At 70.0% G+C, this 25,925-nt stretch carries 19 protein-coding genes and 1 tRNA gene; 10 read left to right on the top strand and 10 right to left on the bottom strand.

The annotated features are described in order from the left end of the window. Nucleotides 1–3: 3 nt before the first annotated feature. The 5 genes from feoB to IT371_13700 all read left to right on the top strand — a co-directional run bounded on the left by feoB (nt 4) and on the right by IT371_13700 (nt 6,582). A complete protein-coding gene (feoB, locus tag IT371_13720; protein MCC6748713.1) occupies nt 4–2,505 on the top strand; it encodes a ferrous iron transport protein B in 2,502 nt (833 codons plus the stop codon). A 35-nt stretch (nt 2,506–2,540) separates the two neighbouring features. Beyond that, nucleotides 2,541–4,451, top strand: coding sequence for a DUF4178 domain-containing protein (locus IT371_13715; protein ID MCC6748712.1), 1,911 nt, complete (start codon nt 2,541–2,543; stop codon nt 4,449–4,451). 33 nt (nt 4,452–4,484) lie between these two features. Continuing rightward, on the top strand, nt 4,485–4,700 hold the full coding sequence (locus tag IT371_13710; GenBank protein MCC6748711.1) for a hypothetical protein: 216 nt from the start codon (nt 4,485–4,487) through the stop codon (nt 4,698–4,700). Between the two features lie 62 nt (nt 4,701–4,762). Further along, nucleotides 4,763–4,987, top strand: coding sequence for a DUF350 domain-containing protein (locus tag IT371_13705; GenBank protein MCC6748710.1), 225 nt, complete (start codon nt 4,763–4,765; stop codon nt 4,985–4,987). A 5-nt stretch (nt 4,988–4,992) separates the two neighbouring features. Beyond that, complete coding sequence (locus IT371_13700) at nt 4,993–6,582, top strand: polyamine aminopropyltransferase (GenBank protein ID MCC6748709.1); 1,590 nt, start codon at nt 4,993–4,995, stop codon at nt 6,580–6,582. Nucleotides 6,583–6,648: 66 nt separating this feature from the next. On the opposite strand, the gene IT371_13695 is transcribed toward IT371_13700, so the two are convergent. Continuing rightward, nucleotides 6,649–8,283 carry a hypothetical protein gene (locus IT371_13695; GenBank protein ID MCC6748708.1) on the bottom strand — a complete coding sequence of 545 codons (1,635 nt, stop codon included), beginning with the start codon at nt 8,281–8,283 and terminating at the stop codon, nt 6,649–6,651. 238 nt (nt 8,284–8,521) lie between these two features. Here IT371_13695 and IT371_13690 point away from each other — a divergent pair, with 238 nt between their 5' ends. After that, nucleotides 8,522–9,967 (top strand): hypothetical protein, encoded by a 1,446-nt coding sequence (locus IT371_13690; protein ID MCC6748707.1) that lies wholly within the window; start codon nt 8,522–8,524, stop codon nt 9,965–9,967. Nucleotides 9,968–10,015: 48 nt separating this feature from the next. On the opposite strand, the gene IT371_13685 is transcribed toward IT371_13690, so the two are convergent. The 5 genes from IT371_13685 to tig form a co-directional block, all read right to left on the bottom strand. Beyond that, nucleotides 10,016–11,056 carry a hypothetical protein gene (locus tag IT371_13685; GenBank protein ID MCC6748706.1) on the bottom strand — a complete coding sequence of 347 codons (1,041 nt, stop codon included), beginning with the start codon at nt 11,054–11,056 and terminating at the stop codon, nt 10,016–10,018. 7 nt (nt 11,057–11,063) lie between these two features. After that, nucleotides 11,064–13,469 carry an endopeptidase La gene (gene lon / locus IT371_13680; protein MCC6748705.1) on the bottom strand — a complete coding sequence of 802 codons (2,406 nt, stop codon included), beginning with the start codon at nt 13,467–13,469 and terminating at the stop codon, nt 11,064–11,066. Nucleotides 13,470–13,640: 171 nt separating this feature from the next. Beyond that, nucleotides 13,641–14,900 carry an ATP-dependent Clp protease ATP-binding subunit ClpX gene (gene clpX, locus IT371_13675; GenBank protein MCC6748704.1) on the bottom strand — a complete coding sequence of 420 codons (1,260 nt, stop codon included), beginning with the start codon at nt 14,898–14,900 and terminating at the stop codon, nt 13,641–13,643. 84 nt (nt 14,901–14,984) lie between these two features. Continuing rightward, entirely contained in the window at nt 14,985–15,617 is a 633-nt protein-coding gene (gene clpP / locus IT371_13670; GenBank protein MCC6748703.1) for an ATP-dependent Clp endopeptidase proteolytic subunit ClpP, read from the bottom strand. A 172-nt stretch (nt 15,618–15,789) separates the two neighbouring features. Continuing rightward, nucleotides 15,790–17,172: a trigger factor gene (gene tig, locus IT371_13665; protein MCC6748702.1), complete on the bottom strand. Its 1,383-nt coding sequence runs from the start codon at nt 17,170–17,172 to the stop codon at nt 15,790–15,792. Between the two features lie 181 nt (nt 17,173–17,353). Between tig and IT371_13660 the strand changes: the two genes are divergently transcribed. Beyond that, complete coding sequence (locus IT371_13660) at nt 17,354–19,057, top strand: hypothetical protein (GenBank protein ID MCC6748701.1); 1,704 nt, start codon at nt 17,354–17,356, stop codon at nt 19,055–19,057. A gap of 174 nt (nt 19,058–19,231) precedes the next feature. Next, on the top strand, nt 19,232–20,749 hold the full coding sequence (locus IT371_13655; protein ID MCC6748700.1) for a hypothetical protein: 1,518 nt from the start codon (nt 19,232–19,234) through the stop codon (nt 20,747–20,749). On the opposite strand, the gene IT371_13650 is transcribed toward IT371_13655, so the two are convergent. Continuing rightward, nucleotides 20,733–21,779 (bottom strand): hypothetical protein, encoded by a 1,047-nt coding sequence (locus IT371_13650; GenBank protein ID MCC6748699.1) that lies wholly within the window; start codon nt 21,777–21,779, stop codon nt 20,733–20,735. The genes IT371_13655 and IT371_13650 overlap by 17 nt on opposite strands. A gap of 192 nt (nt 21,780–21,971) precedes the next feature. Here IT371_13650 and IT371_13645 point away from each other — a divergent pair, with 192 nt between their 5' ends. Together IT371_13645 and IT371_13640 are read left to right on the top strand one after the other, a co-directional pair. Then, on the top strand, nt 21,972–23,360 hold the full coding sequence (locus tag IT371_13645; protein ID MCC6748698.1) for a hypothetical protein: 1,389 nt from the start codon (nt 21,972–21,974) through the stop codon (nt 23,358–23,360). 199 nt (nt 23,361–23,559) lie between these two features. After that, nucleotides 23,560–24,168, top strand: a complete 609-nt coding sequence (locus IT371_13640) for a hypothetical protein (protein ID MCC6748697.1) — start codon at nt 23,560–23,562, stop codon at nt 24,166–24,168. Between the two features lie 187 nt (nt 24,169–24,355). Here the strand turns inward: IT371_13640 and IT371_13635 are convergent, their stop codons facing one another. The 3 genes from IT371_13635 to IT371_13625 all read right to left on the bottom strand — a co-directional run bounded on the left by IT371_13635 (nt 24,356) and on the right by IT371_13625 (nt 25,781). Next, entirely contained in the window at nt 24,356–24,871 is a 516-nt protein-coding gene (locus IT371_13635) for a hypothetical protein (protein ID MCC6748696.1), read from the bottom strand. 62 nt (nt 24,872–24,933) lie between these two features. Continuing rightward, nucleotides 24,934–25,018 (bottom strand) — tRNA-Leu (locus IT371_13630). Nucleotides 25,019–25,136: 118 nt separating this feature from the next. Next, nucleotides 25,137–25,781, bottom strand: coding sequence for a sigma-70 family RNA polymerase sigma factor (locus tag IT371_13625; GenBank protein MCC6748695.1), 645 nt, complete (start codon nt 25,779–25,781; stop codon nt 25,137–25,139). Nucleotides 25,782–25,925: the final 144 nt, after the last annotated feature.

The raw sequence follows: 25,925 nt of genomic DNA, 5'->3' as shown, positions 1-25,925 counted from the left end.
CGCGTGAACCGCACGCTGAGCGTCCTTCCAGCGGGCGAGCATGCCGAGGTAACGGCCATCGGAGGCGACGCGGACTTCCGCCGAAGGCTCCTCGAACTCGGCCTGGCCCCCGGAGCCAAGGTTCGCGTGGTGCGGGCCGCCCCGCTCGGCGATCCGATCGAGATCGAGGTCCGCGGCTTTCGCCTGGTGCTGCGCCGCGCCGAGGCTGCCGAGATCGCCCTCGGCCCGCACAACGGGGACGCGGCCGCCCTCGACGCGCCCACCCCGGCCCCCGTCGACCTGCCCTCGCATCCTACCGAGGCCGAACGAGCGGCACCGACGAAGAACACGCGGCGCTGCCGCGTCGCGCTCGCTGGCAACCCGAACACCGGCAAGACCACGCTCTTCAATCTGCTCACGGGAGCGCGCGCCAAGGTGGGGAACTTCCCGGGGGTCACCGTCGAACGCCAGCTCGGTGACGTGGAGCTTCCATCCGGAACCACGGTCGAGCTGGTGGACATCCCCGGAACCTACAGCGTGAACGCGCGCTCGCAGGACGAGGAGCTCGCCCTCGCCGAGCTCGTCGGCCTCGGTGGCTCGCCCGCTCCCGACGCCGTGGTGGTGATCCTCAGCGCCACGGCCCTCGAGCGCAGCCTCTACCTCCTCCTGCAGCTGCGCGAATTCGGCCTCCCCGTCGTCGCCGCGGTGAACCTCCTCGACGAGGCCGCCCGCGAGGGGCTCGAGATCGACCTCCCGCAGCTCGCGCGCCGGCTGAAGGTTCCCGTCGTGGGCCTCGTCGCCCGCACGGGCCGCGGCGTGCCCGAACTTCTCTCCGCGCTCGATGCGCTGCTGGCCGCGCCACCTCCACCCCTCCCCGAACGCTGGCCCTGGCAGACCGACCTCGAGCACGCGTCGGTCCTCGATGGGCTGCGCGCCGCCGCTGGCGCAGCGCTCGGCAAGGACGCACCGCCCACGCGCCGGCAGGCCTTCGCGCTCTCGCGGCTCATGGCCCCCGCCGACGGCACGCAGGACGGGCAAGCCGGGGACGCCGTGCGCGCCGCGGTGGCGGAGACGCGTCGCCAGCTGGCCAAGCGCGGCGAGGACCTCGACCTCACCGTCTCGCACGGGCGCTACCGCTACCTCGAGCGGCAGGTGCGCCCCTGTCTCAGGCACACGGCCCCCGCGGGCCGGACCCCGCGCACCGAGCGCATCGACGCCTTCCTGACCCACCCGGTCGGCGGACTCCTCATCTTCCTCGTGGTGCTGGCCCTCATCTTTACCGCCATCTTCGACTGGGCGGCTCCGCTCATGGACGCCATCGACCAGGGCTTCGGCCGGCTCAGCCAGTGGCTCGGCGCGCGCCTCCCCGCCAGCCTCTGGAGCGACCTGCTCGCAAACGGCGTGGTGAAGGGGGTCGGTTCGGTCCTCACCTTCCTGCCGCAGATCGTGATCCTGTTCCTCCTGCTCACCCTCCTCGAGGGCACGGGCTACATGGCCCGCGCCGCCTTCATGATGGACCGCGTGATGCGCAAGATCGGACTGCACGGGCGCGCCCTCGTGCCCATGATCTCGGGCTACGCCTGCGCCATCCCGGCCGTGATGGCGACCCGCACGATCGAAAACCCTCGCGACCGACTGCTCACGATGCTCGTCATCCCGCTCGTGAGCTGCTCCGCGCGCCTGCCCGTCTACACGCTCCTCATCGGCGCCCTGTTCCACGCCGAGAGGAAGGTCCTCGGCCCGCTCTCGCTCGGCGTGGTCCTGATGATTCTCACCTACCTCGTCTCGACGCTGCTGACCCTCCTCGCTGCGGCGGTGCTCGGCCGTACGGTCCTCAAGGGGAAACGCCTACCGCTGCTCATCGAGCTTCCCCCCTACCGGCTCCCCACGCCGCGCGTCGTCGCGCTCGTGCTCTGGCACCGCGTGCGCATGTTCCTCCGCACCGCCGGCACCATCATCGTGGTCGCCAGCGTGGTCCTCTGGGCCCTCCTCGCCTTCCCGCGCGAAGCCCGCTACTCCCAGGATTACGAGGCGGCGATCCGCGCCGCCGGTCCCAACAGCGAGGCGGCCGCGCTCCTCCGGACCCAGCAGCAGGGAGAGCGCGTCCAGCAGAGCTACGCCGGGCGGGTGGGGCATTTCATCGAGCCCGCCCTGACACCCCTCGGCTTCGACTGGAAGATCGGCATCGGCCTCGTCGGCGCGTTCGCCGCGCGCGAGGTCTTCGTGGCCACCATGGGGCTCGTCTACGGCGTGGGCCAGGAGGTGACCGAAAAGGACGCCACCCTCCGGCAGGCGCTCCGCAACCAGCGCCGCCCCGACGGACGACCGGTCTACACGCCGCTGACCGGCCTGTCGCTGATCGTCTTCTTCATGATCGCCATGCAATGTCTGTCGACGGTGGCCGTGGTGCGCCAGGAGTCCCGCTCCTGGGGCTGGACCACCTTCATGGTGGGCTATCTCTGGGTGGCGGCCTATCTCGCGTCGCTCGCCACCTATCAGCTCGGTCGCCTCCTCGGCTTCGAGTAGACGCCCGCTCGCGGTCTGGGCTACCCTTCCGCCCCATGGCCCGGCAAATCCGCTGTCCAAGCTGCGGCGGTGAGCACACGCTGGTCAATCCCGGGATCAGCATGGTGGTGTGCCAGTACTGCCGCGCCACGGTCTACTGGGACGAGGAGAGCGCCCTCAAGCTGGGGGCGCAGTCGATCCTCCCCGAGGCCGACACCCGACTCTACCTCCACGCGACCGGCCGCCTCCTCGGGCGCGGGTTCACCGTCGAAGGGCACCTGCGCTACGACCACGGCCGCGGGACCTGGGACGAGTGGTACCTCCAGCTCGAGGACGGGTCGGTGGCCTGGCTCAGCGAGTCCGAGCGGCAGCTCACGCTCGAGCAAGCCACCCGCGCCGACGCGCCGATCGCGGCGCCGAGCCAGCTCCGCGTGGGACAACCCATCGGCCTCGATCAGCGGCCCTACACGATCCGAGAGCTCGGCACGGCGACCTGCATCGGTGGCGAAGGGCAGCTCCCCTTCGCGGTCCTTCCCGGATCGCGCTACGCCTACGCCGACCTGGCCAGCCTCGACGGGCTGCGCTTCGCCTCGGTCGAGTTCGAACAAGGCGATCGCCCCGCCTGCTTCGTGGGGCACGTGCTCCAGCACGACCAGCTAGCGCTCGACCAGGAGCGCCCTCCGTCGAAGGAGGGCGCCCGCTCCGGGCGCGACATCCGCTGCACGAACTGCCGGGCGTCGCTGCAGGTCCCGGAGAACCGTCCCGTCCAGACCAAGGTCTGCGAGTACTGCGGCGCGCAGCTCGACCTGACCACCGCGCAGGCGAACGTCCTCGGCGTCAACCCCGCGAACCTCAAGCCGCCCTTCGCCTTCGCCGTGGGGCAGGCGGCCACCTTCTCGGGCGTGCGCTACGAGGTCTGCGGCCGAATGCTCTACGAGGATGCGGAGCACTACCGGACCGTCGAGTACCTGCTCCACCACCCCGAGCAGGGCTACCAGTGGCTCGTGGAGGAGGAGGGGCACTACCTCCTCATGCGCCCGACGCAGGAAGCCCCGCAGGTAGACCCCGTGGGGCTCCCCGCGAAGCGCGGCGTGCGCGTCGGCCCGGTGACCTTCAGGAAGTACGAGGAGGGGACCGTCTCCCTGATCTACGTGGACGGCGCCCTCCCCTGGCTCGCCAAGAGCGGCGACCGTTTCTACTACGTGGACCTCATCGCCCCGCCGCGCATCTTCGGGGTCGAGCGGGACGGCGCCGAGCTCGAGTACTTCCACGGCAGGTACGTGCCCGTCGCCGAGGTCTGGACCGCCTTCGGCCTCGACGAGGTGCCGCCACGTCCGCGCGGGATCCACGCGGCACAGCCCTTTGAGCGCGGCCCCGTCGCCAAGTTGCTCATGCTCGTCGGAGGGGTCTTCGCGCTCCTCAACCTCGGACTGCTCGTCTGGTCCCTCGGGCACGCGGGACACGTCCTTCTGGCGGAGGATTTCGACTCCGAGCAATTCCAGGCCGAGACCGTCTCCCGCACCTTTCAGGTGGGGGGCGAAAAGATCATGAGCCTGCAGCTCCACAGCTTCCTCAACAATCAGTGGCTCGGCATCGACCTGGCCCTGATGAACGAGAAGGACGAAGTCGTCGAGGAGGCTGACGCCGAGGTCTCCTACTACTCCGGCGTCGAAGGTGGGGAGAGCTGGAGCGAGGGGAGCCGGCACGAGACGGTCTACATCAAGGCCCCGCCCCCCGGGACCTACCGCTTGCTCCTCAGGGGGCAGGGAGGTTCCGGCGAGGCGGCCGGCCCGCTCCACCAGCAGAAGCTGACCGTCACCATCACGCAGGGAGAGGTCCTGTCGCGCTATTTCCTGGTCCTGGCGGGGTTCGCATTCCTCTTCCCGCTCTACGAGTGGCTCCGGCGCTTCCTCTTCGAGAAGCGGCGGTGGGCCCCGGTGATGCCCGAGAGCGACGATGACGACTGACCCGACCACCATCGACGACGAGGCGGCTGGCCCATGCGCTGGATAGGATTCTTCATCGTGCTCGGGGTGCTCGGGTTCGGGACCCTCGGAGCGCTCGTCGCCTCGGCCGCGGGGTGGGGGCTCGAGGGGACCCTCGACAAGCCGGTCAGCATCCGCCAGGAGAGCGTGGGCGGTCGGGGGCCGCGCTACTACTACTTCGGCGGCATCGGACGCCGCCACTCCGGCGGAGGATTCTTCGGCGGTAAGTGACGACCCGGGCGTGACGCGCCCCTTTCCGGACGGCCCTCGCCCGGGAAGCAGAGGAGGAACGGATGGACAAGCTGCTCGCAGACCTCAAGCCCGGCTTCATGCTCTCGACGCTGATCTACGCGATCATCGGCATGGTGATCTTCGGCGTGGGCTTCGCGCTCTTCAAGAAGCTCATGCCCTTCAGCGTGCGCAAGGAGATCGAAGAGGATCAGAACGTCGCGCTCGGGATCATCATCGGATCGTTCCTGATCGGGCTGGCGCTGATCATCTCGTCCGCCATGCATTAGTCCGAGTGGATTCCGCGGCGACCTCACCCGGGCTCTCGGTCCCTCCGCGCCGCCGCACGCGATCGCGCCGCGCTCGCTCGACGGTCCTTTTACTCGTCTCGATCTTCGTGGTCGCCACCTGCGGCCTGGTCTACGAGCTCCTGGCCGGGGCGCTGTCGTCATACCTCCTCGGCAACTCGGTCACCCAGTTCTCGCTCGTCATCGGGCTCTTCCTCACCGCCATGGGCGGCGGGAGCTTCGCGAGCCGCTTCGTGCGCCGTCGGCTGATCCGCACCTTCATTCTGGTCGAGCTCCTCGTCGGGCTCCTCGGCGGGAGCTCCGCGCTGCTGCTCTTCTTCGCCTACGCCGCGGTCGGCGTCTACCTGCCGGTCCTCGTCGCCGCGTGCGCCCTCGTCGGCTTCCTCGTGGGCCTCGAGATCCCGCTCCTCGTGCGCATCTTGCGCCGCCGGGGCAGCCTCCGCGCCACCATCGGGAACGTCCTGTCGCTCGACTACCTCGGCGCGCTCGCCGCGTCGCTGCTCTTCCCGCTCGTGCTCGTGCCACGCCTCGGGCTGGTGCGCACGGGCTTCCTCTTCGGGCTGCTCAACGTGCTCGTCGCGCTCCTCGGCCTGCGCTTCTTCGCCCGGCAGACGCGCGGCCTCTTCCTGCGCCTCGGCGCGTGGGGCGCCGCCGCGGTCCTCGCGCTGGGCCTCGCGACGGCCGGCCGCACGACCTCGTGGCTCGAGGATCTGCTCTACGACGACCCGATCGTCTTCGCCCGCTCGACCCCCTATCAGCGCATCGTGCTCACGCGCTGGCGCGGCGACGTTCGCCTCTTCATCGACGGCAACATCCAGCTCTCCTCCGTGGACGAGTACCGCTACCACGAGGCCCTGGTGCACCCGGCCTTCGGGCTCGTGCGTGAACCGAAGGAGGTGCTGGTGCTCGGCGGCGGGGACGGGATGGCGATCCGCGAGATCCTGAAGTACCCGTCGGTGCGGCGCGTGGACCTGGTCGACCTGGACGCGGAGATGACGCGTCTCTTCAGCCGGCTGCCTCCGCTTGCGGCGCTCAACCAGCGCTCCCTCTCGGACCCCCGGGTGCGGATCTTCCATACCGACGCGCAGAAGTTCCTCGAGGAGCACGCGCAGGCCTACGACGCGATCGTCATCGACCTGCCCGACCCGAACAACGAAGGGCTCGGCAAGCTCTACAGCCGGAGCTTCTATCGGCTGGTGGCGCAGCACCTGCGTCCGGAGGGGGTGTTCGTCACGCAGGCCACGAGCCCCTTCTACGCCGCGGAGGCCTTCTGGTGCATCGTGAACACCATCCGCGCCTCGAACCCGGGTGGGGGTGGGCCCGCGCTCCACGCGCTGCCGTACCACGGACACGTCCCCTCCTTCGGCGACTGGGGGTTCGTGCTCGGCTCGACGCGCGCTCTCTCCCCGTCGGCGGTGCGGCTCGGGGTCCCGACGCGCTTCCTTACCCCCGAGCTCGTGCCGTCGCTCTTCGTCTTCCCGAAGGACATGGGTCCCCGTGCGACGCCCATCAACCGGCTCGACAACCAGGTGCTCGTGCGCCTCTACGACCAGGGGTACAAGCGTTTCAACCGGTAGGGACGGCAGGGGGAGCGTCGGGGGAGGCGGCGGCGCCGCGAGGGAGGAAGAAGGCCCGTCGCCGGACTAGCGGCGACCGCGGCGGCGGAGCGCCACCAGGCCCAGGCCGAGGAGCAGCATCCAGACGGCAGAGGCCTGGTCGGAGCCAGCACCCACGGCACAGCCGCCCGCCTCGCGGGTGAGCTTCGGCGTCTGCTTCTGCGTCGTCGGCGCCGTCGGAATGCTGTCGCCGGCCGGCCCGGAGGTGGGGGTCGTGCCACCGGCGTTGTTCGCCGCGACCTGCACCGTGACCTGCGCGGTCCCCTGGTTGTTCGCCGCGTCCTTGGCCACGACCTTCAGGGTGTGCTGCCCGGGGGCCAGCATCACGGTGAAGCGGTACGGCCCGGAGGTCTTCAGCCCCATCACGTTCTCGTTGTCGAAGAGCTCGACGCGCGTGACGCCCGTCTCGTCGGTGGCCTCCACCTCGACGGTGACCGAGAGGCCCGAGGAGCTGCCGTCCGTCGGAGAGACGATGGTGACCACGGGCGCCGTGGTGTCGCCCTGCCCCGGGGTGGTGCCGGGGTCGGTCGCGCCCGGGTCCGTGTTGCCCGGATCGGTGTTGCCCGGGTCCGTCGCGCTCGGGTCCGTCGCGCTCGGCGTGGTGGACGAAGGGGGCTTGGTGCCGGGGATCGGCACGGGGGGCTTCGCGGGGCAGCTCGGCGTCACGCTTCCGGGCGCCGCATCGGCGATGCGCTGGTCGGCCAGCTGGGCTCCCGGCTCGCCGCCGCAGAGCTCGATCGCGCCGCCGTTGTCCCGCGCGACGCCGAGGGCCACCACGATCTGCGCCATTCCCCAGGCCACGGGGTCGAGAGAGGTGAACGAGCGCCGCATCGCCTTGGCCAGGTTCTTCGCCGCCTCGGTGTGGTTCTCGGCCTTGTAGGAGACGTAGTGGAAGGCCTCCCCGTCGGTGCAGGGCACTTCCTTCATCTCGGCGCCGAGGTCGGCGTCGCGCGTCGCAACCGCTTCGGTTCCCGCACCGTCGGCGGCCCAGAAGTTCGCCGCGATCTGCGCGGTGGGGATGGGCAGGAGAAGCTGCGGACCGAGGTTCAGGCCGGCGTTCACGCCCACGGAGGCACCACCGACCGGCTTGCCGAGACTGCGGAAGGCGGAGGCGTTGACGCGCAGCAGGCTGCCGAGGACCGGGATCATCCCGATGACCGGGATCTTGAAGTCCACCCCACCGCGGATGCGCGGCCCCACCATGTCGCTGACGGACTCGTGGGCCCCCGACGCGAAGCCGGTGTAGATGCCGCCGCCGAAGCCCGCGAAGCTGGTCGTGGCGCCCACCCCGGCGTACCGCGTGGCCACCGCCTGGTAGGTGTTCAGGTCGTAGATCCACTCCCGACCGTAGCGCCCGCGGGCGTAGAGCGCGCCGGCCTCGGCCACCTGCCCGTGGATGTAGAAGAGCTGCTGGCCGTTGCCCTTGAGGAGCGGCTGGATCGCCTTGCAGAGCACGAGATCCTTCGCGCCGTTGAGCAGATCGCCCGCTCCCTTTTTCAGGTCGTCGAAGAAGTTGGCCGACCCGTACTCGCGGGGCAGGCCTTCGTCTGTGGCCAGTTCGTCGAGCGCCTGCCGGAAGGCATCGTCCGCACCCTGCTTGTCGGGCATGCACCCGCCCACCATCGCCAGCGCCGCAACCAAAGCCCACGTTCCGCGCGTCATCTGTGAAGCTCCTCCCGGGTCCTGGGCGCCTACTGAGCAAGAACGGCGCCAGCTCGGCGGCGCTGCGGGCCTCGCCGACTCGGGACACAACCGCATTATTCCAGCATGTTACAAAGTCAGGAGATCCTCGGGATCCACCCACATGTGGTCGGCACACCCGACCCGGGCGAGGGTCAGGCGACCCCACGGCCCGGGGCACGGCCCAGAATCTTGCCGGCCGGGAGGTGGCCGTCGCCTAATGGACGCCATGGAGAACCTGACCTTCCGCGGCCTGCTCGGCGAAGTCCTCCGCCTCTTCGTGCGCGCCGGGACCCTCTTCACCGTCCTGCCGGCCTACGTAGCCATGACGGCCCTCGCGGCGACGGTGGCGTACCTCGCCAGCCAGGCCCAGCTCCCCCCGCTCCTCTTCGTGCCCCTGCTGAACGTCGCCATCTCGCCCATCATCGGGCACCTGCTCTTCGGCGTGGTGGCCGGCGACCCCGCCTCGGGGCTGCTGTCGAAGGGCGTCCCCGGCGCCGTCTGGCCCTTCGTCGGCCGCTACGCGATCCTCACCATCCTCTGGCAGAGCGCCTGGGCCGCGGCCGCCTGGCTCCTCCTCTCCTCCGTGCCGGCCCTGCTCTTCACGCAGCTCACCTCTCCGTCGGCGGCGCTGGTCGGGCTGCTCTTCGGGCTCCTGGCGCTGCTCGTGGCAGCGCTCCTGCTCGTGCCCGCCTCGGTGATCGTGGCGGCGCGCGCTAGGTCGTTGCGCGAGCTGCTCACCGGCGAACCCTGGGGGTGGCTCTTCAACGAGCGGGGCTCGGACCTGGTCCCGCTCCTCGCGGGCCTGGTGGGTGGCGTGGTGCTCTTCTCCCTGCTGGCGATCCCGCTGATGCTGCTCGTGGCCCTCCTGGTGGCCAAGGTCTGGCGCGGCGGAGGGGCGATCATCTTCGTGCTGGCCTATGTCACGCCCGTGGCATCCATCCCGGTCCTGCTCGGCCGCCTCTGCGGCGCGTTCCTCCTGGCCGACGAGGCGAAGGAGGAGCGGGTCACCATCGCGCCCCCTCCCGCCCCCGCGCTGGCGTTGCCGCGCGGCGAGCCCGCAGCAACGCCCTCGATGGCCCGGGCCAGCGCCCCGGTGGCCGACCCGCTCGACCTGCGGAAGAAGGCCCTCGCGCTGGCCGGTCGCCCCGATGCGGAGCTCGACCAGGCCATCGCCGAAGCCGAGGCGCTGCGGGCTCAGGCGCCCCACCACCCCGTCATCCTCGGCGAGCTGGCGAAGCTCAATCTGCGCGCCGGCCGCGCCGACGCCGCCATCGCCGCCGGCAGAGAGGCGCTCCGTCAGGCCCTCCGCGGCGGAAGCGGCCCCATCGCCGCCGAGCTCTACGGCGCGCTCGAGGCGCACCGCAAGGACCTGGGGCTTGAGGGCCCCGAGTACGACCAGCTCGCGCGCATCCTGCTCAACCGCAACGCGTACGACGACGCGGTCTGGTGTTTTCGCGCGGCAGAGGTGACCGGCGCCGATGGCGTGCGGGTGCAAAAGGGGATCATCTCGGTGGCGGAGGCCGCGCTCCGGGGCGGCGACGAGGAGACGGCGCTCCGCTTCTTCCGCTACTTCCTGAAGACCTATCCCGCCTCGGACTTCGTCGGCTACTGCCAGGGCGAGATAGGCCGGCTGGAACGGAAGCGCGGCCCGAAGACTTCGTAGCGCGGCAACGGGGCACCCGCGCGTCGACGCCCGCGGCGAAGGCCCGACCTACGGGTCGAGGCTCTTGAAGACGAAGTCGTCGAAGTAGGTGAGGCCTTCGAAGTGCGTCAGGCCCACGTGCCCGGCGTAGAGGTGCGGGTTCGGCGAGGCGTCCTTCACCGTCTGCGTCAGCACCGGGGGCCCCGGGAGATCGGGGTTCGTGAGCGCCACCTGGAACTCGGGCCCCTTGAGGTCGATCGTCACGCGGATGTCGCTCGTGCGCGGATACGCCGCGGCGTACGGGCACTGCTTGCACTGCGTAGCCTTGACGCTCCACGGCTGAGCCGGATCGCCGATGAGGAAGCCGTGCTCGGGGGTCCCCTCCTCGATCTTGAAGATCGCCAGCTCGAGGCCCGACCCCGGCGCCGGCTCCTCCCAGATCCGCACCCGATAGAAGCTCTTGGTGCGGGTGAGCGGGTGCATGCGCAGGATGATGTCCGACCAGTGATCGGCCTTGTCGTTCTTCTGCCGCTTCACCGTCACCTCGAGGTGCACGTCCCGGGCTTCCGGCCACGGGGTGATCGCGGCCGAGCCGGGCAAGGCCAGATCCCCCTGGCAGGCCGCCATCCCGCCCTCGATGGACCACTTCACCTCGCGCTCCGGGCGACGCCAGCCGGTCGCGTCCCAGTCGAAGGCTCCTCGGTTGAAGCTGTCCTTGAACTCCCCCTCCCAGACGGCGACGTGCGCCCGGGCGGTGTGCTTCGCTCCCTTGGCCGAGGTCGCGGTAAAGGTCACCGCGCGAAATCCGGGCGTCTTGAAGGTCACGACCCCGGGGTCGAGCTTGTCCGAGGTCTGTCCATCGCCGAAGTCCCAGGCGTAGCTGCAGGGCGCCCACTCCCCCGCGCAGGCCACCTGCCCTCGGAAGTGGTAACCCTGCCCGGCGCGGATCGTGAGGTAGTCGTACTCGAGCAGGATCTTCGCCGTGGGACCCTGCCCCGCCTCGCCCCGCGCGTCGCTCCGTCCGCCGCCCGCATCGCTCGCGCTCCCCGAGGGGCTCGCGCACCCCGCCGCCACGAGCGCGCCGACGAGGAAAAGGTGCCGTCGTGCCATGGCGCCCTCAGTGCGACGAAGCGGAGGGTCCTTCCTGACCGACGCGCCAGTCCATCAGCTCCGACGGCTTGTCGAGGAAGGTCTTCGGGTCCACACCGCTCAAGGCGAGCTTGAGCACCTCGTCCATGTGCTTGACGAGCACGATCTCCACCGCGCGCTGCACCGAGGCCGGGATCTCCTTCACGTCCTTTCCGTTCTCGTCGGGGGCCACGACGAGAGGGATCCCCGACCGGTAGGCGGCCAGCGCCTTCTCCTTGAGCCCCCCGATGGCGAGCACGCGCCCACGCAGCGTGATCTCGCCGGTCATCGCGATATCCCGACGCACCGGCACCTTGAGGAGCGCGGAGACGAGCGCCGTGGCGATGGTGATCCCCGCCGACGGCCCGTCCTTCGGGATCGCTCCCTCGGGGCAGTGCACGTGGATGTCCACCTTCTGGTGGAAGAGCGGGTCGAGGCCCAGGCTCGCGGCGCGGCTGCGCACGTAGGAGAGCGCCGCCTGCGCCGACTCCTGCATCACGTCGCCGAGCTTGCCGGTCAGGACCAGCTTGCCCTTCCCCGGCATCACCGTCACCTCGGCGGGCAGAAGGTCTCCGCCGTAGGCCGTCACGGCGAGGCCGTTCGCGAGGCCCACGCCGTCCCGTTCCTCCTTCAGGACGTCGGAGTACTTCGCGACGCCCAGGTACTGCCCCACCTGCGGCTCCCCCACGCGGAAGCGACGGTGCCCGTCTTCGCGCACCACCTCTCGGGCGATCTTGCGGCAGATCGCGGCCAGCTCGCGCTCGAGCCCGCGGACCCCCGCCTCCTTCGTGTAGCTGTGGATCACGAGCTTGAGCGCCGGCTCGGTGAAGGTCACCGGCACCTCCTTCAGCCCGTTCGCCTCGCGCTGTTTCGGTACGAGGTACTTGCGCGCGATCTGCAGCTTCTCCTCGTCGGTGTAGCCGGGGAGCGAGATGATCTCCATCCGGTCCTGCAGCGGCACCGGGATGCCGTGCAGGCTGTTGGCCGTGGTGATGAACATCACGTCCGACAGATCGTAGTCCAGATCGAGGTAGTGGTCGTTGAAGGCGTGGTTCTGCTCGGGGTCCAGCACCTCGAGGAGCGCCGACGCGGGGTCCCCTCGGAAGTCGGCGGACATCTTGTCCACCTCGTCGAGGAGAAAGACCGGGTTGCTGCTCGCCGCCTTCCGCAGGCTCTGGATGATCTTGCCCGGCAGCGCGCCGATGTACGTTCGCCGATGCCCGCGGATCTCCGCCTCGTCGCGCACGCCACCGAGAGACATGCGCACGAAGTTCCTCCCGGTGGCCCGAGAGATGCTGCGGCCGAGCGAGGTCTTGCCCACCCCGGGAGGCCCCACGAAGCAGAGGATCGGCCCCTTCATCTTGGGGACCAGAGCGCGCACGGCGAGGTATTCGAGGATGCGCTCCTTGACCTTCTGCAGGCCGAAGTGGTCCTCGTCGAGAACGCGCGCCGCACGTTCCACGTCGATCTGGTCCTCGGTCCTGTCCCCCCAGGGGAGCGCGAGGACCCAGTCCACGTAGTTCCGCACCACCGTGGCCTCGGCCGACATGGGCGCCATCATCTTCAGCTTGCGCAGCTCCTTGCGCAGCCGGTCCGTCGCCTCCTCGCTCATCGGTCGGGCGCGGATCCGCTCCTCGAGCTCCTGGATCTCGCTGCGGAACTCGTCGCGCTCGCCGAGCTCCCGCTGGATCGCCTGCATCTGCTCGTTGAGGTAGTACTCCTTCTGGTTGCGCTCCATCTGGCGCTTCACGCGCGAGCGGATGCGCTTCTCCACCTGCAGGATCTCGATCTCGGCCTGCATGGCCTCGAAGAGCTTCTCCATCCGCTCCTGCACCGAGAGCATCTCGAGGAGCGCCTGCTTCTGGTCCAGCTTCAACGCGAGCTGCGCCGCCACGGTGTCCGCCAGCCGCGCCGGGTCCTCCATCGACTGGACCGCCGCCAGCATCTCGGGTGCGATCCGCTTGTTGAGCTTGACGTAGTTCTCGAAGGTCGCCTTCAGCGAACGACTGAGCGCCTCGACCTCGACCGTGCTCTCGGCCTCGCCCTTGAGCTCCCCCACCTCCACCCGATAGAACCGCTCCTCCTCGGCGAAGCGCAGGATCTCCACTCGGCGCTTCCCCTCGACGAGCACCTTCACCGTGCCGTCGGAGACGCGGAGGAGCTGGATGATCGTGCCGAGCGTACCGATCGGGAAGAGCTCGTCCGGCCCCGGGTCGTTGGTCCGCGCCTCGCGCTGGGCGACGAGCAGGATCTCCTTCTCCTCGTCCATCGCGGCCTCGAGCGCCAGGATGGAGCGCTCGCGCCCGACGAAGAGGGGGACCACCATGTGGGGGAAGACGATGATGTCGCGCAGCGGCAGCACCGGTACGTTACGCACGGGAACCCGATCAGCCATCGTGAGCCACTCCGAGGGGCCAAAGGCCCGCTGCAGTATAGCACCCCACCCCCCACGCACACGGGGCAAGGGGGACAGGCAGCGGCCTCCCGCATAGCACGGCAACAACTCGGGGGGGCGAAAAAGGGGCTAAGGCCCGGCGAGCGCGACCGCGCAGCCGCGACCTCGCAACTACCGCTCGGCGCCTGCCGCTTCCTTCGCGTAGACCACGATGGGAGCCGCGCGGTTGTCGACCACGTCCTCGTTGATCATCACCTCCTTGATGTTCTCCTGGGAGGGGATGTCGAACATGATGTCCAGCATCGAGTTCTCGAGGACGGCGCGCAGGCCGCGGGCGCCGCTACGCAGGTTGAGCGCGTTCTTCGCGACGGCCCGCAGCGCGCCCTTGGTGAACTTGAGCTTCACGCCGTCCATCTCGAAGAGCTTCTGGTACTGCTTGACGAGGGCGTTCTTCGGCTTGGTCAGGATGTCCACGAGCGCCTCTTCGTTCAGCTCGTGTAGCGGCGCGACGACGGGGAGGCGGCCGACGAACTCCGGGATCATGCCGTACTTGAGCAGGTCCTCGGGCTGGACCTCCTTCAGGTACTCCCAGATGCGCTTCTCCTTGCGGCTCTGGACCTGCGCGCCGAAGCCCAGCTGCCGGACCCCGATGCGCGCCTCGATGATCTCCTCGAGACCCGTGAACGCGCCGCCGCAGATGAAGAGGATGTTCGTCGTATCGACCTGCAGGAACTCCTGTTGCGGGTGCTTGCGCCCCCCCTTCGGAGGCACCGAGGCCACGGTCCCCTCGATGATCTTGAGCAGCGCCTGCTGCACCCCTTCGCCCGAGACGTCGCGCGTGATCGACGGGTTGTCTCCCTTGCGCGCGATCTTGTCGATCTCGTCGATGTAGACGATCCCCCGCTGGGCGCGCTCGATGTCGTGGTCGGCGTTCTGCAGCAGACTCACGATGATGTTCTCGACGTCCTCGCCCACGTAGCCGGCCTCGGTCAGGCTCGTGGCGTCCGCGATGGCGAAGGGGACGTTGAGGATGCGCGCCAGGGTCTGCGCGAGCAGCGTCTTGCCGCTCCCCGTGGGCCCGAGCAGGAGGATGTTCGACTTCTGCAGCTCAACGTCGTCGTTGGAGACCTTGGCGTCGATGCGCTTGTAGTGGTTGTGGACCGCCACCGAGAGGATCTTCTTGGCCCGCTCCTGCCCCACGACGTATTCGTCGAGGACCCGCTTGACCTCCACGGGCTTCGGGATCTTCGTGACCCCGTAGCTCTGCTCCTCTTTCTCGATCTCCTCGGCGATGATGTCGTTGCAGAGGCCGATGCACTCGTCACAGATGTAGACGGTGGGCCCGGCGATGAGCTTCTTGACCTCCTTCTGGCTCTTGCCACAGAAGGAGCAGCTCAGGTTGCCGTGACTGTCGTCTCGTCGTCGATCCACGCCAGGTTCCTCTGCTGACCCTTAAGCGTACTCGGGGTTTCGCGGCTGGGCAACCACCCCAGCCTTCCGCAAACCCCGAAGAGGCTACTTGTCCTTCTTCTCGAGCGGCAGGGCGAGATTCCTCTCGAGGATCTCGTCGACCAGGCCGTACTCCTTCGCCTCCATCGCGGTCATGTAGTAGTCGCGATCCGTGTCGCGGCGAACCTTCTCCAGGTCCTGCGCCGTGTGCTTGGCCAGGATCTTGTTCAGCCGCTCGCGCGTGCGCAGGATCTCCTGGGCCTGGATGTCGATGTCCGTGGCCTGGCCCGAGAACCCGCCCAGGGGCTGATGGATGAGGATGCGCGAGTGCGGCAGGCTGTAGCGCTTCTTCGCCGCCCCCGCCGACAGCAGCAGGGCGCCCATCGAGGCCGCCTGCCCCATGCAGATGGTGGCCACGTCGCACTTCACGTACTGCATCGTGTCGTAGATCGCGAGGCCCGCCGTCACCACGCCGCCCGGCGAGTTCACGTAGAGCATGATGTCCCGGTCGGGGTCCTCGGACTCGAGGAAGAGCATCTGCGCGATGACGATGTTGGCGATGTCGTCGTTCACCGGCCCCCCGAGGAAGACGATCCGGTCCTTGAGGAGGCGCGAGAAGATGTCCCACCCACGCTCGCCGCGGTGGGTCTGCTCGATGACGGTGGGGATGATGAAGGATCCGACTTCAGGGGAACGCATGCGGCCAGCACTCCATGTCAGGTGGGCCCGACCCCGGGCTCGATGGTTGATGTCAGGCTTCCGCCCGGGATAGGGGGGGCCAACCTGTCGCGCGCTGGCGGGCCCCCGCTACTTGCCCCGCCGACCGCCTGCGCCGACCGAATCGCCCGGGGCGCGACGGCCTCGCGATTCGTTACGGCGAAACCGCCGACCCGCCAACCGTTTCCTCTTTGATAATGTTAGCTTTGGTCAGGAGCAGGTCAAGCGTTTTCTCCTCGCGAATACTGCTCTTCAGCGCCTCGAGACGCCCCTTCTTCTCGTACTCGCTGCGGACCTTGGCCACGTTCTGCTCGCGCGCCGTGGCGAGCTCCGAGAGCTTGCGATCCAGGTCGGTCTCGAGGACCTCGACGTTCTCCTTCTTCGCGATCGCCTCGAGGAGCAGCACCGACTTCACCGTCTGCTCGGCGTCGCCGCGCATACGCTCCTTGACCTCCTCGTCGCCCATCGGCTCCACGTCGGAGTGCATCCCCATGAGCGCCGCACGCAGCTGCGCGATGCGGTCGAGGTGCCGCTCCACGAGGGCGGGGACCACGGGGATCTCGTTGCGCTTGAGCAGCTCCTTCATCAGCTGCTCCTTGCACTCCTCGCGGGCCTTCGCCCCGTCGGCCTCCACGAGCCGCGTGCGGAGCGCGTCGCGCAGCGCGGCCAGCGTCTCGGCCTCCCCCGTGTCCTTGGCGAAATCGTCGTCGAGGTCGGGGACGACCTTCTGCTTCACGTCCTTGACCGTGACGAGGAGGCGCGCCTTGACCTTCTTCTCGTCGCCGGGGCAGGGCTCGTCGTGCGAGTGGTCGTGCACGGGCACCTCGAGCTCGACGTCCAGCTCCTGCGGCGTGGGTTCGATGCCGGTCAGCTTCGCCGCCAGACCCGGGAGCGGCTCGCGGTGCGCCGCCCCGAGCTCCACGAGCTGGTTCTCCTGGGCGAAGGCCTCCGTGCCGAGCTTGCCGAGCAGGTCCACCAGCAGCACGTCGCCGAGCTGCGTCGTGCGCCCCTCGATCGGCTTGAACTCGGTGTGCTCCTGCTGCTTGGCGCGGAGCGCCCGGTCGACGTCGTCGTCGGTCACCTGCGCCGCGCGCTGCCGGAGCTCCACCCCGAGGTAGTCTCGCGGGTCGATCTCCGGCACGACCTGCAGCGTGGCCGTGTAGCGGAAGTCGGTCCCCTCGACGATTTCGCCGAGCTCCATCTTGGGCTCGGACACCGGGGCGAGCTGGTGGTCGAGCAGGGCCCGGCTGATGCTCTCCTGCACCAGGCGCTGCGCCACCTCCCGATCCACGTGCTTGCCGAAGAGCCGCTCGAGCATCTTCCGGGGGACCTTCCCCTTGCGGAAACCCTTGATCGCCACGCCGTTGGCCAGCTCGCGGTAGGCCTCGTCGAGGCGCCCCTTGACCTGGTCCCACGGGATCGCCACGTCGATCTTGCGCTCGATGTCGCTCAGCTTCTCCACCTGGGCGTTCATCACCAGCGGAGTAGAAGTATCCTCGTCGCCTCTCGTGTGCAGCTCGGGCGAGATGTCCGTCATGTCGCGTTCCTTGTTGGATGGGCTCGACCGGCGGTCGAGCGGCTCTTTCTACCACGCCCTGGCCCCATGTCAACGCGCGCCGAGGAGCCGCGAGCGCCCCGTAAAGGGCAGGACAACGCGCAGGATTTCCCTGCTATGCTGCGCGGCCACCGGAGGCGGCAGAGCCCAACGGGAGTCGACGATGCGAGTGCTGGGCATCAACTTCAGCAACGACGCCGCAGCCGCCATGGTGGTGGACGGCCAGGTCGCGCTGGCCGTCCAGGAGGAGCGCTACCGCCGGGTGAAGCACTTCGCCGGGTTTCCCACGGCCGCCGTGAGCGCGGCCCTCGGCGCGGCGCGCACGCGCCTGGAGGAGGTCGACACGGTCGCCTTCTTCTGGAACCCCGGCATCCACGCGCAGACCCACGTGGCCCGGCTCTCCGCGCAGCCGCGACATCACCTCGAGTTCCTCTACGACCTGCCGAACCACCTCCTGCCTAAGATCAGCTCCCCGGTAGACCTGACGGAGCAGATCTTCCACCTGCGGGACGGCCGGCGCCTGCGCTGCGTCTACGTGACCCATCATCTGGCCCACGCCGCGGCGGCGCTCTACAGCTCGCCCTTCGATCGGGCCGCGATCCTCACGGTGGACGGCTACGGCGAGCGCGACGCGGCGGTGATCTGGCGCTACGCGGGCGACGGCCGCTTCGAGCGGCTCTGGAGCCAGGAGTTCCCGCACTCGCTCGGCGCCTTCTACGCCGCCTTCACCGAGTACCTCGGGTTCAAGCCCAACTCCGGCGAGGGGAAGCTGATGGGCCTGGCCTCGTACGGCACGCCGCGCTACGCCGACGAGCTACGACGCCTCGTGCGCCTCTCGCCCGACGGCTACGAGCTCGACCTGTCGTACTTCTCCTTCTTCGTCGAGCGGGCGACGCGCTTCAGCGGAAAGCTCGTCGCGCTCCTCGGCGAGCCCCGCGAGCCGGAGTCCGAGCTCACCCGCCGGCACGAGGACCTCGCGGCGAGCGTGCAGCTGGTCTTCGAGGAGGCGCTCCTCCACCTCGCGCGGCTGGCCCGCACCACGACGGGGCTGGACGCGCTCTGCATGTCCGGCGGGGCCACGCTGAACTGCTCGGCCAACGGCCGACTCGTCCGGTCGGGCATCTTCGAGCGCTACTTCTTCGAATCCGCGGCGAGTGACGCGGGGGCGGCGCTGGGGGCCGCGTTCTACGTCACCCACGTGCTCGGGGGCGTTCCCCGCGGCGCGCTCCGGGCGCTCCCCGACGACCTCGGCCCGTCGCACAGCGAGGACGAGATCCGCCAGACGCTCGAGCGCGGCGGCCTCAAGGCGCGGCACTGCGAGGACGCGCCGACCGTCGTCGGGCGCCTGCTCGCGCGGGGCCTCATCGGCAGCGTCCTCGACGGCCGAGCGGAGTTCGGACCGCGCGCTCTCGGCCACCGGAGCACCCTGGCCGACCCTCGCCCGGCCGAGATGAAGGACCGCCTGAACGCCACGGTGAAGTTCCGCGAGGCCTTCAGGCCCTTCGCCCCCTCGGTGCTCGCCGAGCGCGCCCCGGACTACTTCGCCGGCGCCGACTTCTCGCCGTACATGCTGCGGGTCTTTCCGACGCGGCCGGAGCGACTCCCCGAGGCCCGCGCGGTCACCCACGTGGACGGCGGCGCGCGCGTGCAGACGGTGACCCGCGAGGCCAACCCACGTTTTCACGCCATCGTCTCGGCGTTCGAGCGCGAGACCGGGACGCCGCTCGTGCTGAACACCTCCTTCAACATCCGAGGCGAGCCGATCGTCAACTCGCCCGCCGACGCGGTGAAGTGCTACCTCACCACGGGGATGGACTTCCTGCTCCTCGGCGACTACCTGCTCGTCAAAGACGAGCGCGTGCTTTAACCCCTGAGCTCGGTTGGGTTGATCATGGTTCGCGAAGGACTTTGTGTTTCGGGCAAGGCGCGGCGACGCAGGGATACTCTCGGTATCTCAAGGAGCCGCAACACCGCCCGGGACGGAAAGCACTCGCGAGGCGTGGTCGACTCAAGCAAGCTCCGGGGTTAACCCCGCCGGCCCGTGGAGCCGCGCTCTCCACGCTCGCGGCGCGCGCTCGCGCTGCTCCCGGCGGCGGTGGCCCTCCTGACCTACGCCAACACGCTTCCCAACGGGTTCGTGGCCGACGACCACTACAACGTCGAGCGCAACCCGACGATCCGGCGACTCGCCGACATCCCGTCGCACTTCGCCAGGCCGTGGGCCTCTCACGCCACGGGAAAACTCGACCGCGAGATCAACCAGAACTACTGGCGCCCCCTCTCGTCGACCACCTTCGCGCTCGAGCACGCGCTGCACGGCGGCCGGCCGTGGGCCTACCACCTCTCGAACGCGCTCCTGCACGCGCTCTGCGTCGGGCTCCTCGCGCTCCTGCTGCTCGGGCTCGTGGAATCGCCCTCAGGGGCGCTCCTCGGGGCGCTCTTCTTCGCGGTGCACCCCGTCCACTCCGAGACGGTGAACCTCCTCACCTACCGCACGGAGCTCCTCGCCACGGCGGCGTGCCTCGGGGCCCTCCTGGTCCACGCGAGCTCTTCCCTCGGGCGGGGCACGCGCACCGCGCTCGTCTGCCTGCTCTACGCCTGCGGCCTGGCCGCCAAGGAGAGCGCGGTAACCCTCCCCGCCTGGCTCTTTCTCTTCGACCTCGTGCGGGTCGGGCGCGGAGGGGCCCACCTGCGCGAGCTGGCCCGCACCTACCTGCCGCTCGCGGCGCTCCTCGCCGGCTACCTCGCTCTGCGGGCCCACCTGCTCCAGGCGCAGGCGCTGCCCTTCTTCGGCGACCTCGGCCCGGGGCTGCGCTTTCTCAGCGTGATGAAGATCTACCTCCTCTACGTGCGCCTCTTGCTCGTCCCCTGGCCGCTGCTCCCCTTCTACGACTGGACGGTCCTGCCCCCCGCGGCCTCGATCGCCGACGGCGAGGCCTGGGCGGGGTTCGCCGCCCTCCTCGGCACGGTGGCGCTGATCGTGGGGCTCCACCGGTCGCGCCCGCTCGTCGCCCTCGGCCTCGGCGCGTGGCTCGTAGGCCTGCTGCCCTTCGCGCATCTCGTGCCGCTCCCCGTCGGCGCCGCGGAGCGCTTTCTCTACCTCCCGGCCTGCGGCATCGCAATCGTGGTGGCGGAGCTCGCGGCGCGGCTCGGTCGGCGCCTGACGCACCCCACGCGACTCGTCGTCCTCGCGGCGCCCGCGCTCGCCCTGCTGGCCGCGCTCACCTTCGTGCGCAGCGGACACTTTCGCTCGGACGAGCGCCTGACCGCCCGCGCGACGCAGGACTTCCCCGAGTCGTTCAACGCGCGCTTCAACCTGGGACAGCTCTATCTGCGCTCGGGACGGACGGAGCAGGCGATTCGCGAGCTGCTGGTGGCCGAACGGCTCCTGCCCGGCGTGCCGGCGAACGTGGAGCTCCTCGGGCGCGGACTGCTCGCGCTCGGTCGCGCGTCCGAGGCGCACGCGCTGATCGACCGGACGTGCGGCCGCGCTCCGTGCCCTCTGCCTCTCGCGGAGCTCCGGCGGGTCGCCGCCGAGCGGCTCAGAGCGCCCCGATGAGGCGCTGCAGCTCCTCGCGGGTGAAGAGCCCCTTCTTGACCAGGGCCCCGAGGAGCGCCTCGAGGATCACGGTGTCGCGCGCGACCACCGCCTCGAGGTGGGCCACGCGCTCTTCCATCGCCGCGACCCCACCCCCGGCGAGCTTCGCCTTGTCCACGGGGGGGACGTCCAACGTGATGTGGAAACCCGGATCACCCGGAGGGGTGGACAGGGAGAGGGGCTTGGACTCGAGCGTCCCATCCACCGCGATGAGCGGTGCCGAGGCCCGCGGGAGCGTCAGCGGGGCCTGCGGGGGCGGGCGCGGCTCCGAGCGCGGGAGGGGCATCGGTGGCGAGGGCGCCGCGGCGGGCATGACATCCCTCGGCAAGCTGATCGGAGCGGCCCCCGGGGCGGCCTCGGGCCGGGACTGCGCGCTGACCCTCACCTCTACCATCGGCGAGGCCATCGGAGCGCCGCTCACCAGGCCGCGGGGGACTCTTCCGCCGGACGCCGCGCCCCCTGGAGGGACCCCGGAGCGCGCCGTTCCCGGATGCGCGTGGAAGTCGTTGCGCACGATGGCGTCCGAGAAGTCGACCTCACCCGCCCCCATCGAGGCCTGCCCGTAGAAGACGTACATGATGGCGCGATCGATCGCGCTCGGGCTCGCGATGTGCGGGCGCACGGTGCAGCGGGTGATCGCCTGGACCTGATCGATCACGTCGCGGTCGGCGGGGTCGGCCATCGCCACGTCGATGAACTTCTTGCTCGGGTCAGCCCGGAAGCACATGAGCTGGTGCCGCTCGCAGACCTCCTTCGGGATGAGCCGCGCGACGGTCACGTTCATGCGCGGGGCGTCGAGCGCCACGGCCGGCAAGCGGTACTGCGTGGAGAGCGCGCGGACCAGGGTCTCCTCGGTGATGAGCCCGAGTTCGACCAGGTACTTTCCGAGACGGCCACCCCAGCGTTGCTGCTCCGCTAACGCCCGCTGGAGACCCGCCTCGTCGATCAACCCGGCCTTGATGAGGATCTCGCCAAGCCGCTGACGCGCCATCGAGGTGTCGTGTCTTCCCTTTCTCAGAGTAGCCGATCTCGGCTCGCCGACACAACTTTGCCCCCGATCCGGGCCTCGGGGCGGGCCGCCTGCCCCTGCATCCGGCGAGGAAAGCGCGACCGGAGGTGATCGCCGGGAGCGGTTGACGCCACCTCTTGGCAGACCAACACCCCATCGCCGAGGAGGAAAGGGATGCATCGACTCGCACGTGCCGCCGCCGCCACGCTCTGGCTCGGGAGCCTCGCCTGCTCCTCGGTCCAGCCCAACCCGGGAGCGCAAGCCGCCGGTGAGGTGGACCGGTTCCTCGACGCCGCCCACGCCACCACGCCCGACCAGGCGTGTCAGGAGGTCCAGCAGAGCTGCAGCTCGGGGAGCGCCGGCTGCGACGCCCTCGGGGCCTTCTGCGGGGGGGACGGCGTCGCCCTCTTCGGTTTCAACGCCTCGCGCGCCTGCCCCAAGCTCCAGGCCGCGTGCCAGGGCGGGATGCCCGGCTGCGCCACCCCCGAGTGCCGGGAGAAGGCCTGCCGCGTCTACGACCGACGCTGCCGCGTGGACGCCGGGCTGGCCCTCGCCGACGCTGGCGTGCGTCCCGTCGTCGACGGCGCGCTTCCCCCGCCTCCTCCGCCTCCTCCGCCCCCGGCGACCGACGGCGCCGCGCCACCGCCCCCCCGTGCCGACGCCGCGGTGCCGCCGCCGCCGCCGCCGCCCCCCCGCGCCGACGCCGCGGTGCCGCCGCCGCCGCCCCCCCGCGCCGATGCCGCGGTGCCCCCGCCACCACCGCCTCCTCCCCCGCCGCCCCCGCCGACGGGGTCGCTCATCGCCGACCATCGCGTGCTCGCGCAGTTCGCGCAGATCCCCGACTCCGCCATCGCGCTGGCCGCGGCCCGCAGGCTCTTCTTCCGGCACGCCTCCGTCGGCGGAACGATCGACAACGCGCTCGACCGGCTGCAGCAGCGCACCCCCAAGTACAACCGCGCGAACTGGGACTTCCGGAGCTACGTGGAGCTGGCCGCCGCGGGCAGCGGCATCGGCTGGTTCGCCAAGGCCACGGACCTCGCCACGCGCGTCCCCCAGAATCCGGGCTTCGACGTCTACGGCTTCAAGTACTGCTACATCGACGCGCTCGACGAGGCGGGCCACTGCGGCTGCTCGGGCTCGCAGTGCCCGAACTCCACGACCCTGCAGCAGTGGTGGAATCACTACCGCACGACCATGACCACGCTCGAGACCGCGAACCCCGGCAAGCGCTTCATCTGGGTCACCGTGCCGCTCACCATCCCGGGCATGCAGTGCGGCAACGCCCTGAACGCGCTGATTCGCGACCACGCGCGCCAGAACAACAAGCCGCTCCTCGACCTCGCCGACCTGGAATCGCACCTGCCCTCGGGGCAGCTGCAGACGACCACCAAGGGGGAAGCGGCCTTCCCCTCCTACTGCGGCGAATTCTGCGCGGGGAACTCGAACCCCGCGGCGTGTCACCCGCGCGACTGCACGGTGAACGGTACGGCCTACGAAGGGGCCACGCGGCTGGCGAAGGCCTTCTGGTGGCTCATGGCGCGCCTCTCCGGCTGGAACCCCTGACGCACCCCTGGGTCGCCGCACTGCGCGCGGCCCTCCCCTGGCGCGGAGCTCGGCAGCTCGGCCCCTCCTCCCCCGTGTGAACTAGTTCCTCTCGCCTTCCGCTCCCTCCGTCGTACAGGCCTCGCGCGCGCCAGGTCGCGCGCCCCTACGGCCGAACACAGGAGGTCACGTCATGCGGGAAAGTATTCGTGGTTCGAGATTGACGTCGTGCGCCCTGGCTCCCCTCGGGCTGCTGCTCGTCTGCGCTCCGAGCTCCGCGAGCGCCCAGGAGTGGCGCTACTCCGTCTCCTTCCGCCCGGCGTCGGGCACCAGCCTGCGCATCGAACGCCCCGAGGGAGCGACCGCCGAGGTGGGCGGCCGCAAGGAGACGCTGCCGGCCGCCTTCGAGCTCGAGCAGGCCAGCACCTTCCTCTGGGTGAAGGTCACGGCCAAGGACGGCGCCGAGTGGAGTCGCAAGATCGAGGTGCGCCGCTTCCACCAGACCGACCTGCAGCTCGACTACACCCCCCCCGCGAGGCGCGAGCCCGTCACGCCGGCCCCGGTTCGCACCTTCGTCGGCTCGCTGCGGAACACGACCCACCGCTGCGCTGCCCCGACGAGCGTCAAGCTGGAGATCTTCTTCGAAGGGCGCCGCGTCGGCGGGGACGTGGTGCTCGCGCCGCGAAAGATGCTCCCGAGCGTGCGCTTCCCGGCGGGCGCGTACCTCATCAACATCTACGTCGCGCGCGGCGGACAGTGGGCCTTCGCCTCGCGCGGCAACCTGGCCGTGCAGCGCGACGGCTGGGACTTCTACTACGGCTGCAACTAAACATGGCCACCTTGGCCGCGATCCATCCCGTCAGGCGGCGTCGCGCCTGCGCTCCGGTGCTCACAGCGCCACCAGGCTGCGCCGCTCCGGTGCTCGGCGCTCCTGGCCTGCCGGGCGCCTCGCGGCCCATGCGACCATGTTTGATCACGTAACAACGCGTTTCTGTGTAGGTCAGGGCCCGCGGGGGCTACTTCTTGTTGACGCTGGTGATCTTGCCCGACAGGTCGGCCCCCACCCATCCATCCTTCGTTCCCCCCTCGGGGAGGAGCATCCAGGTCGGTGGGTCGTTCGCCGTGCGTCGGAACATGCCGATGGAGAGAAACATGGAGGTGATGGGCTTGCCGAGCTTCTCGCCGGCCTCCCGCACCATCGCCGGCACGGCCGCGAAGGCCACGCTGCTGAGCGGGAAGAGGTGCTCGTCGAGCTTCCCCTTGCCGAGGAGCACCACCGGCCGCGGCTCGGCCAGCGCCCCCTCGCGGTACTCCCAGTGCTTCACCTTGGTCTTGTCGCCCGAGTCCTGCGCGCGAATGCTGAGCTTGTGGCGCTCGATCTCGACGCGCATGGCCTTCACCTCGCCGCCCACCTTGGCCGCGATCTTCTCGGCCACCTTGACCGCCGCCCCCTCCACGAAGAGATCCTTCGGCGAGCACGCACCCACGATCGCCGCCGCGCCCACCACCACCCCCAGCCGCATTCTCCGCATCGCACCGCCTCCTCCGAGCCGCACCCCCTTGCCCGGCGCAGCCCTTCCGTTCGTTCGTCGTCTGGTGCGAGGAAGGGGACTCGAACCCCTAAGCCTTTCGGCGCTGGAACCTAAATCCAGTGCGTCTGCCAGTTCCGCCATCCTCGCCGGTCACCGCCGGAGCGGCGGCGAAAGTATCGTGGGCGCCGGGCGAGCCGGTCAAGGGGCCACGCGCGCAACAGAGGCCACGGACGCGGGCAGGAAGCGCGGCGGCGAGCTACCCGCGCTACGCCGCGAGGGCGCGGGCGCGATAGATGCGGCGCGGACGGGAGATGCGATCGATGGTGCGCGCCAGCTTCTCCTGGATCTTGAAGCGGCGGCTGTACACGGTGCCCACGGCGATGCCGAACTCGTGGGCCATGTCGCTCGGGTCCCGGTCGTGGACGTACCAGGCCTCGAGGAACCGCCGCTCCTCCGCCTTGAGCAGCTGCAAGGCGCGCTCGGCCAGCACCTGCGCCTCGCGGGCCTCCACCTCGTCGGTAGGAGAGGCGGTGACGAACGGCCGCTCGTCGGCGACCAGCGCGTCGTCGAGCGGGACGGTCCGCTCGTGGCTGGTGCGCAGGTGGTCGATGGTCTTGTTGCGCGCCAGCAGGCCGATCCAGGTGCCCACGCGGATCTGCCGGTCGGGCTCGAAGCGGCGCAGGCACCGTTTGTCGTCATCCAATAATGAGAGCCAGATCTCTCCCACCATGTCTCGCACGTCCTCCTCGGTGACGAAGAGGCCGGCCCGGCGGAAGGTCTTTCGCACGCACATCTCGATCAGGCAGTTGTAGCGCTGGAAAAAGCTAGTGCCGGCCGCGTGATCGCCGGTGATCACGGCTGCCAGGAGCCCCAATTCCTCGTCCCGGGAGACCGTCGGAAAAGACCGCATGCGTTCCTCGCTCCAGACGCCCCTGAGGTGCAAGGCCCACGCCACGGAAGCGCGAGGCGTCTGCACCGACCAGCCAGCCGCCGCGCAGATATGCCATCACGCGTCAATTGTCAATGCGCAGCGGACGCGCTCGGCCATCGCTCG

Source organism: Deltaproteobacteria bacterium (assembly GCA_020848905.1).
Lineage (GTDB): Bacteria > Myxococcota_A > Polyangia.
This window is presented reverse-complemented; position numbering and strand designations above follow the sequence as displayed.

Coding starts and splice junctions, on each gene's coding strand:
- IT371_13715 (MCC6748712.1), top strand. CDS start 2,541: ATGGCCCGGCAAATCCGCTGTCCAAGCTGCGGCGGTGAGCACACGCTG.
- IT371_13710 (MCC6748711.1), top strand. CDS start 4,485: ATGCGCTGGATAGGATTCTTCATCGTGCTCGGGGTGCTCGGGTTCGGG.
- IT371_13705 (MCC6748710.1), top strand. CDS start 4,763: ATGGACAAGCTGCTCGCAGACCTCAAGCCCGGCTTCATGCTCTCGACG.
- IT371_13695 (MCC6748708.1), bottom strand. CDS start 8,283: ATGACGCGCGGAACGTGGGCTTTGGTTGCGGCGCTGGCGATGGTGGGC.
- IT371_13690 (MCC6748707.1), top strand. CDS start 8,522: ATGGACGCCATGGAGAACCTGACCTTCCGCGGCCTGCTCGGCGAAGTC.
- IT371_13685 (MCC6748706.1), bottom strand. CDS start 11,056: ATGGCACGACGGCACCTTTTCCTCGTCGGCGCGCTCGTGGCGGCGGGG.
- lon (MCC6748705.1), bottom strand. CDS start 13,469: ATGGCTGATCGGGTTCCCGTGCGTAACGTACCGGTGCTGCCGCTGCGC.
- clpP (MCC6748703.1), bottom strand. CDS start 15,617: ATGCGTTCCCCTGAAGTCGGATCCTTCATCATCCCCACCGTCATCGAG.
- tig (MCC6748702.1), bottom strand. CDS start 17,172: ATGACGGACATCTCGCCCGAGCTGCACACGAGAGGCGACGAGGATACT.
- IT371_13660 (MCC6748701.1), top strand. CDS start 17,354: ATGCGAGTGCTGGGCATCAACTTCAGCAACGACGCCGCAGCCGCCATG.
- IT371_13650 (MCC6748699.1), bottom strand. CDS start 21,779: ATGGCGCGTCAGCGGCTTGGCGAGATCCTCATCAAGGCCGGGTTGATC.
- IT371_13645 (MCC6748698.1), top strand. CDS start 21,972: ATGCATCGACTCGCACGTGCCGCCGCCGCCACGCTCTGGCTCGGGAGC.
- IT371_13635 (MCC6748696.1), bottom strand. CDS start 24,871: ATGCGGAGAATGCGGCTGGGGGTGGTGGTGGGCGCGGCGGCGATCGTG.
- IT371_13625 (MCC6748695.1), bottom strand. CDS start 25,781: ATGCGGTCTTTTCCGACGGTCTCCCGGGACGAGGAATTGGGGCTCCTG.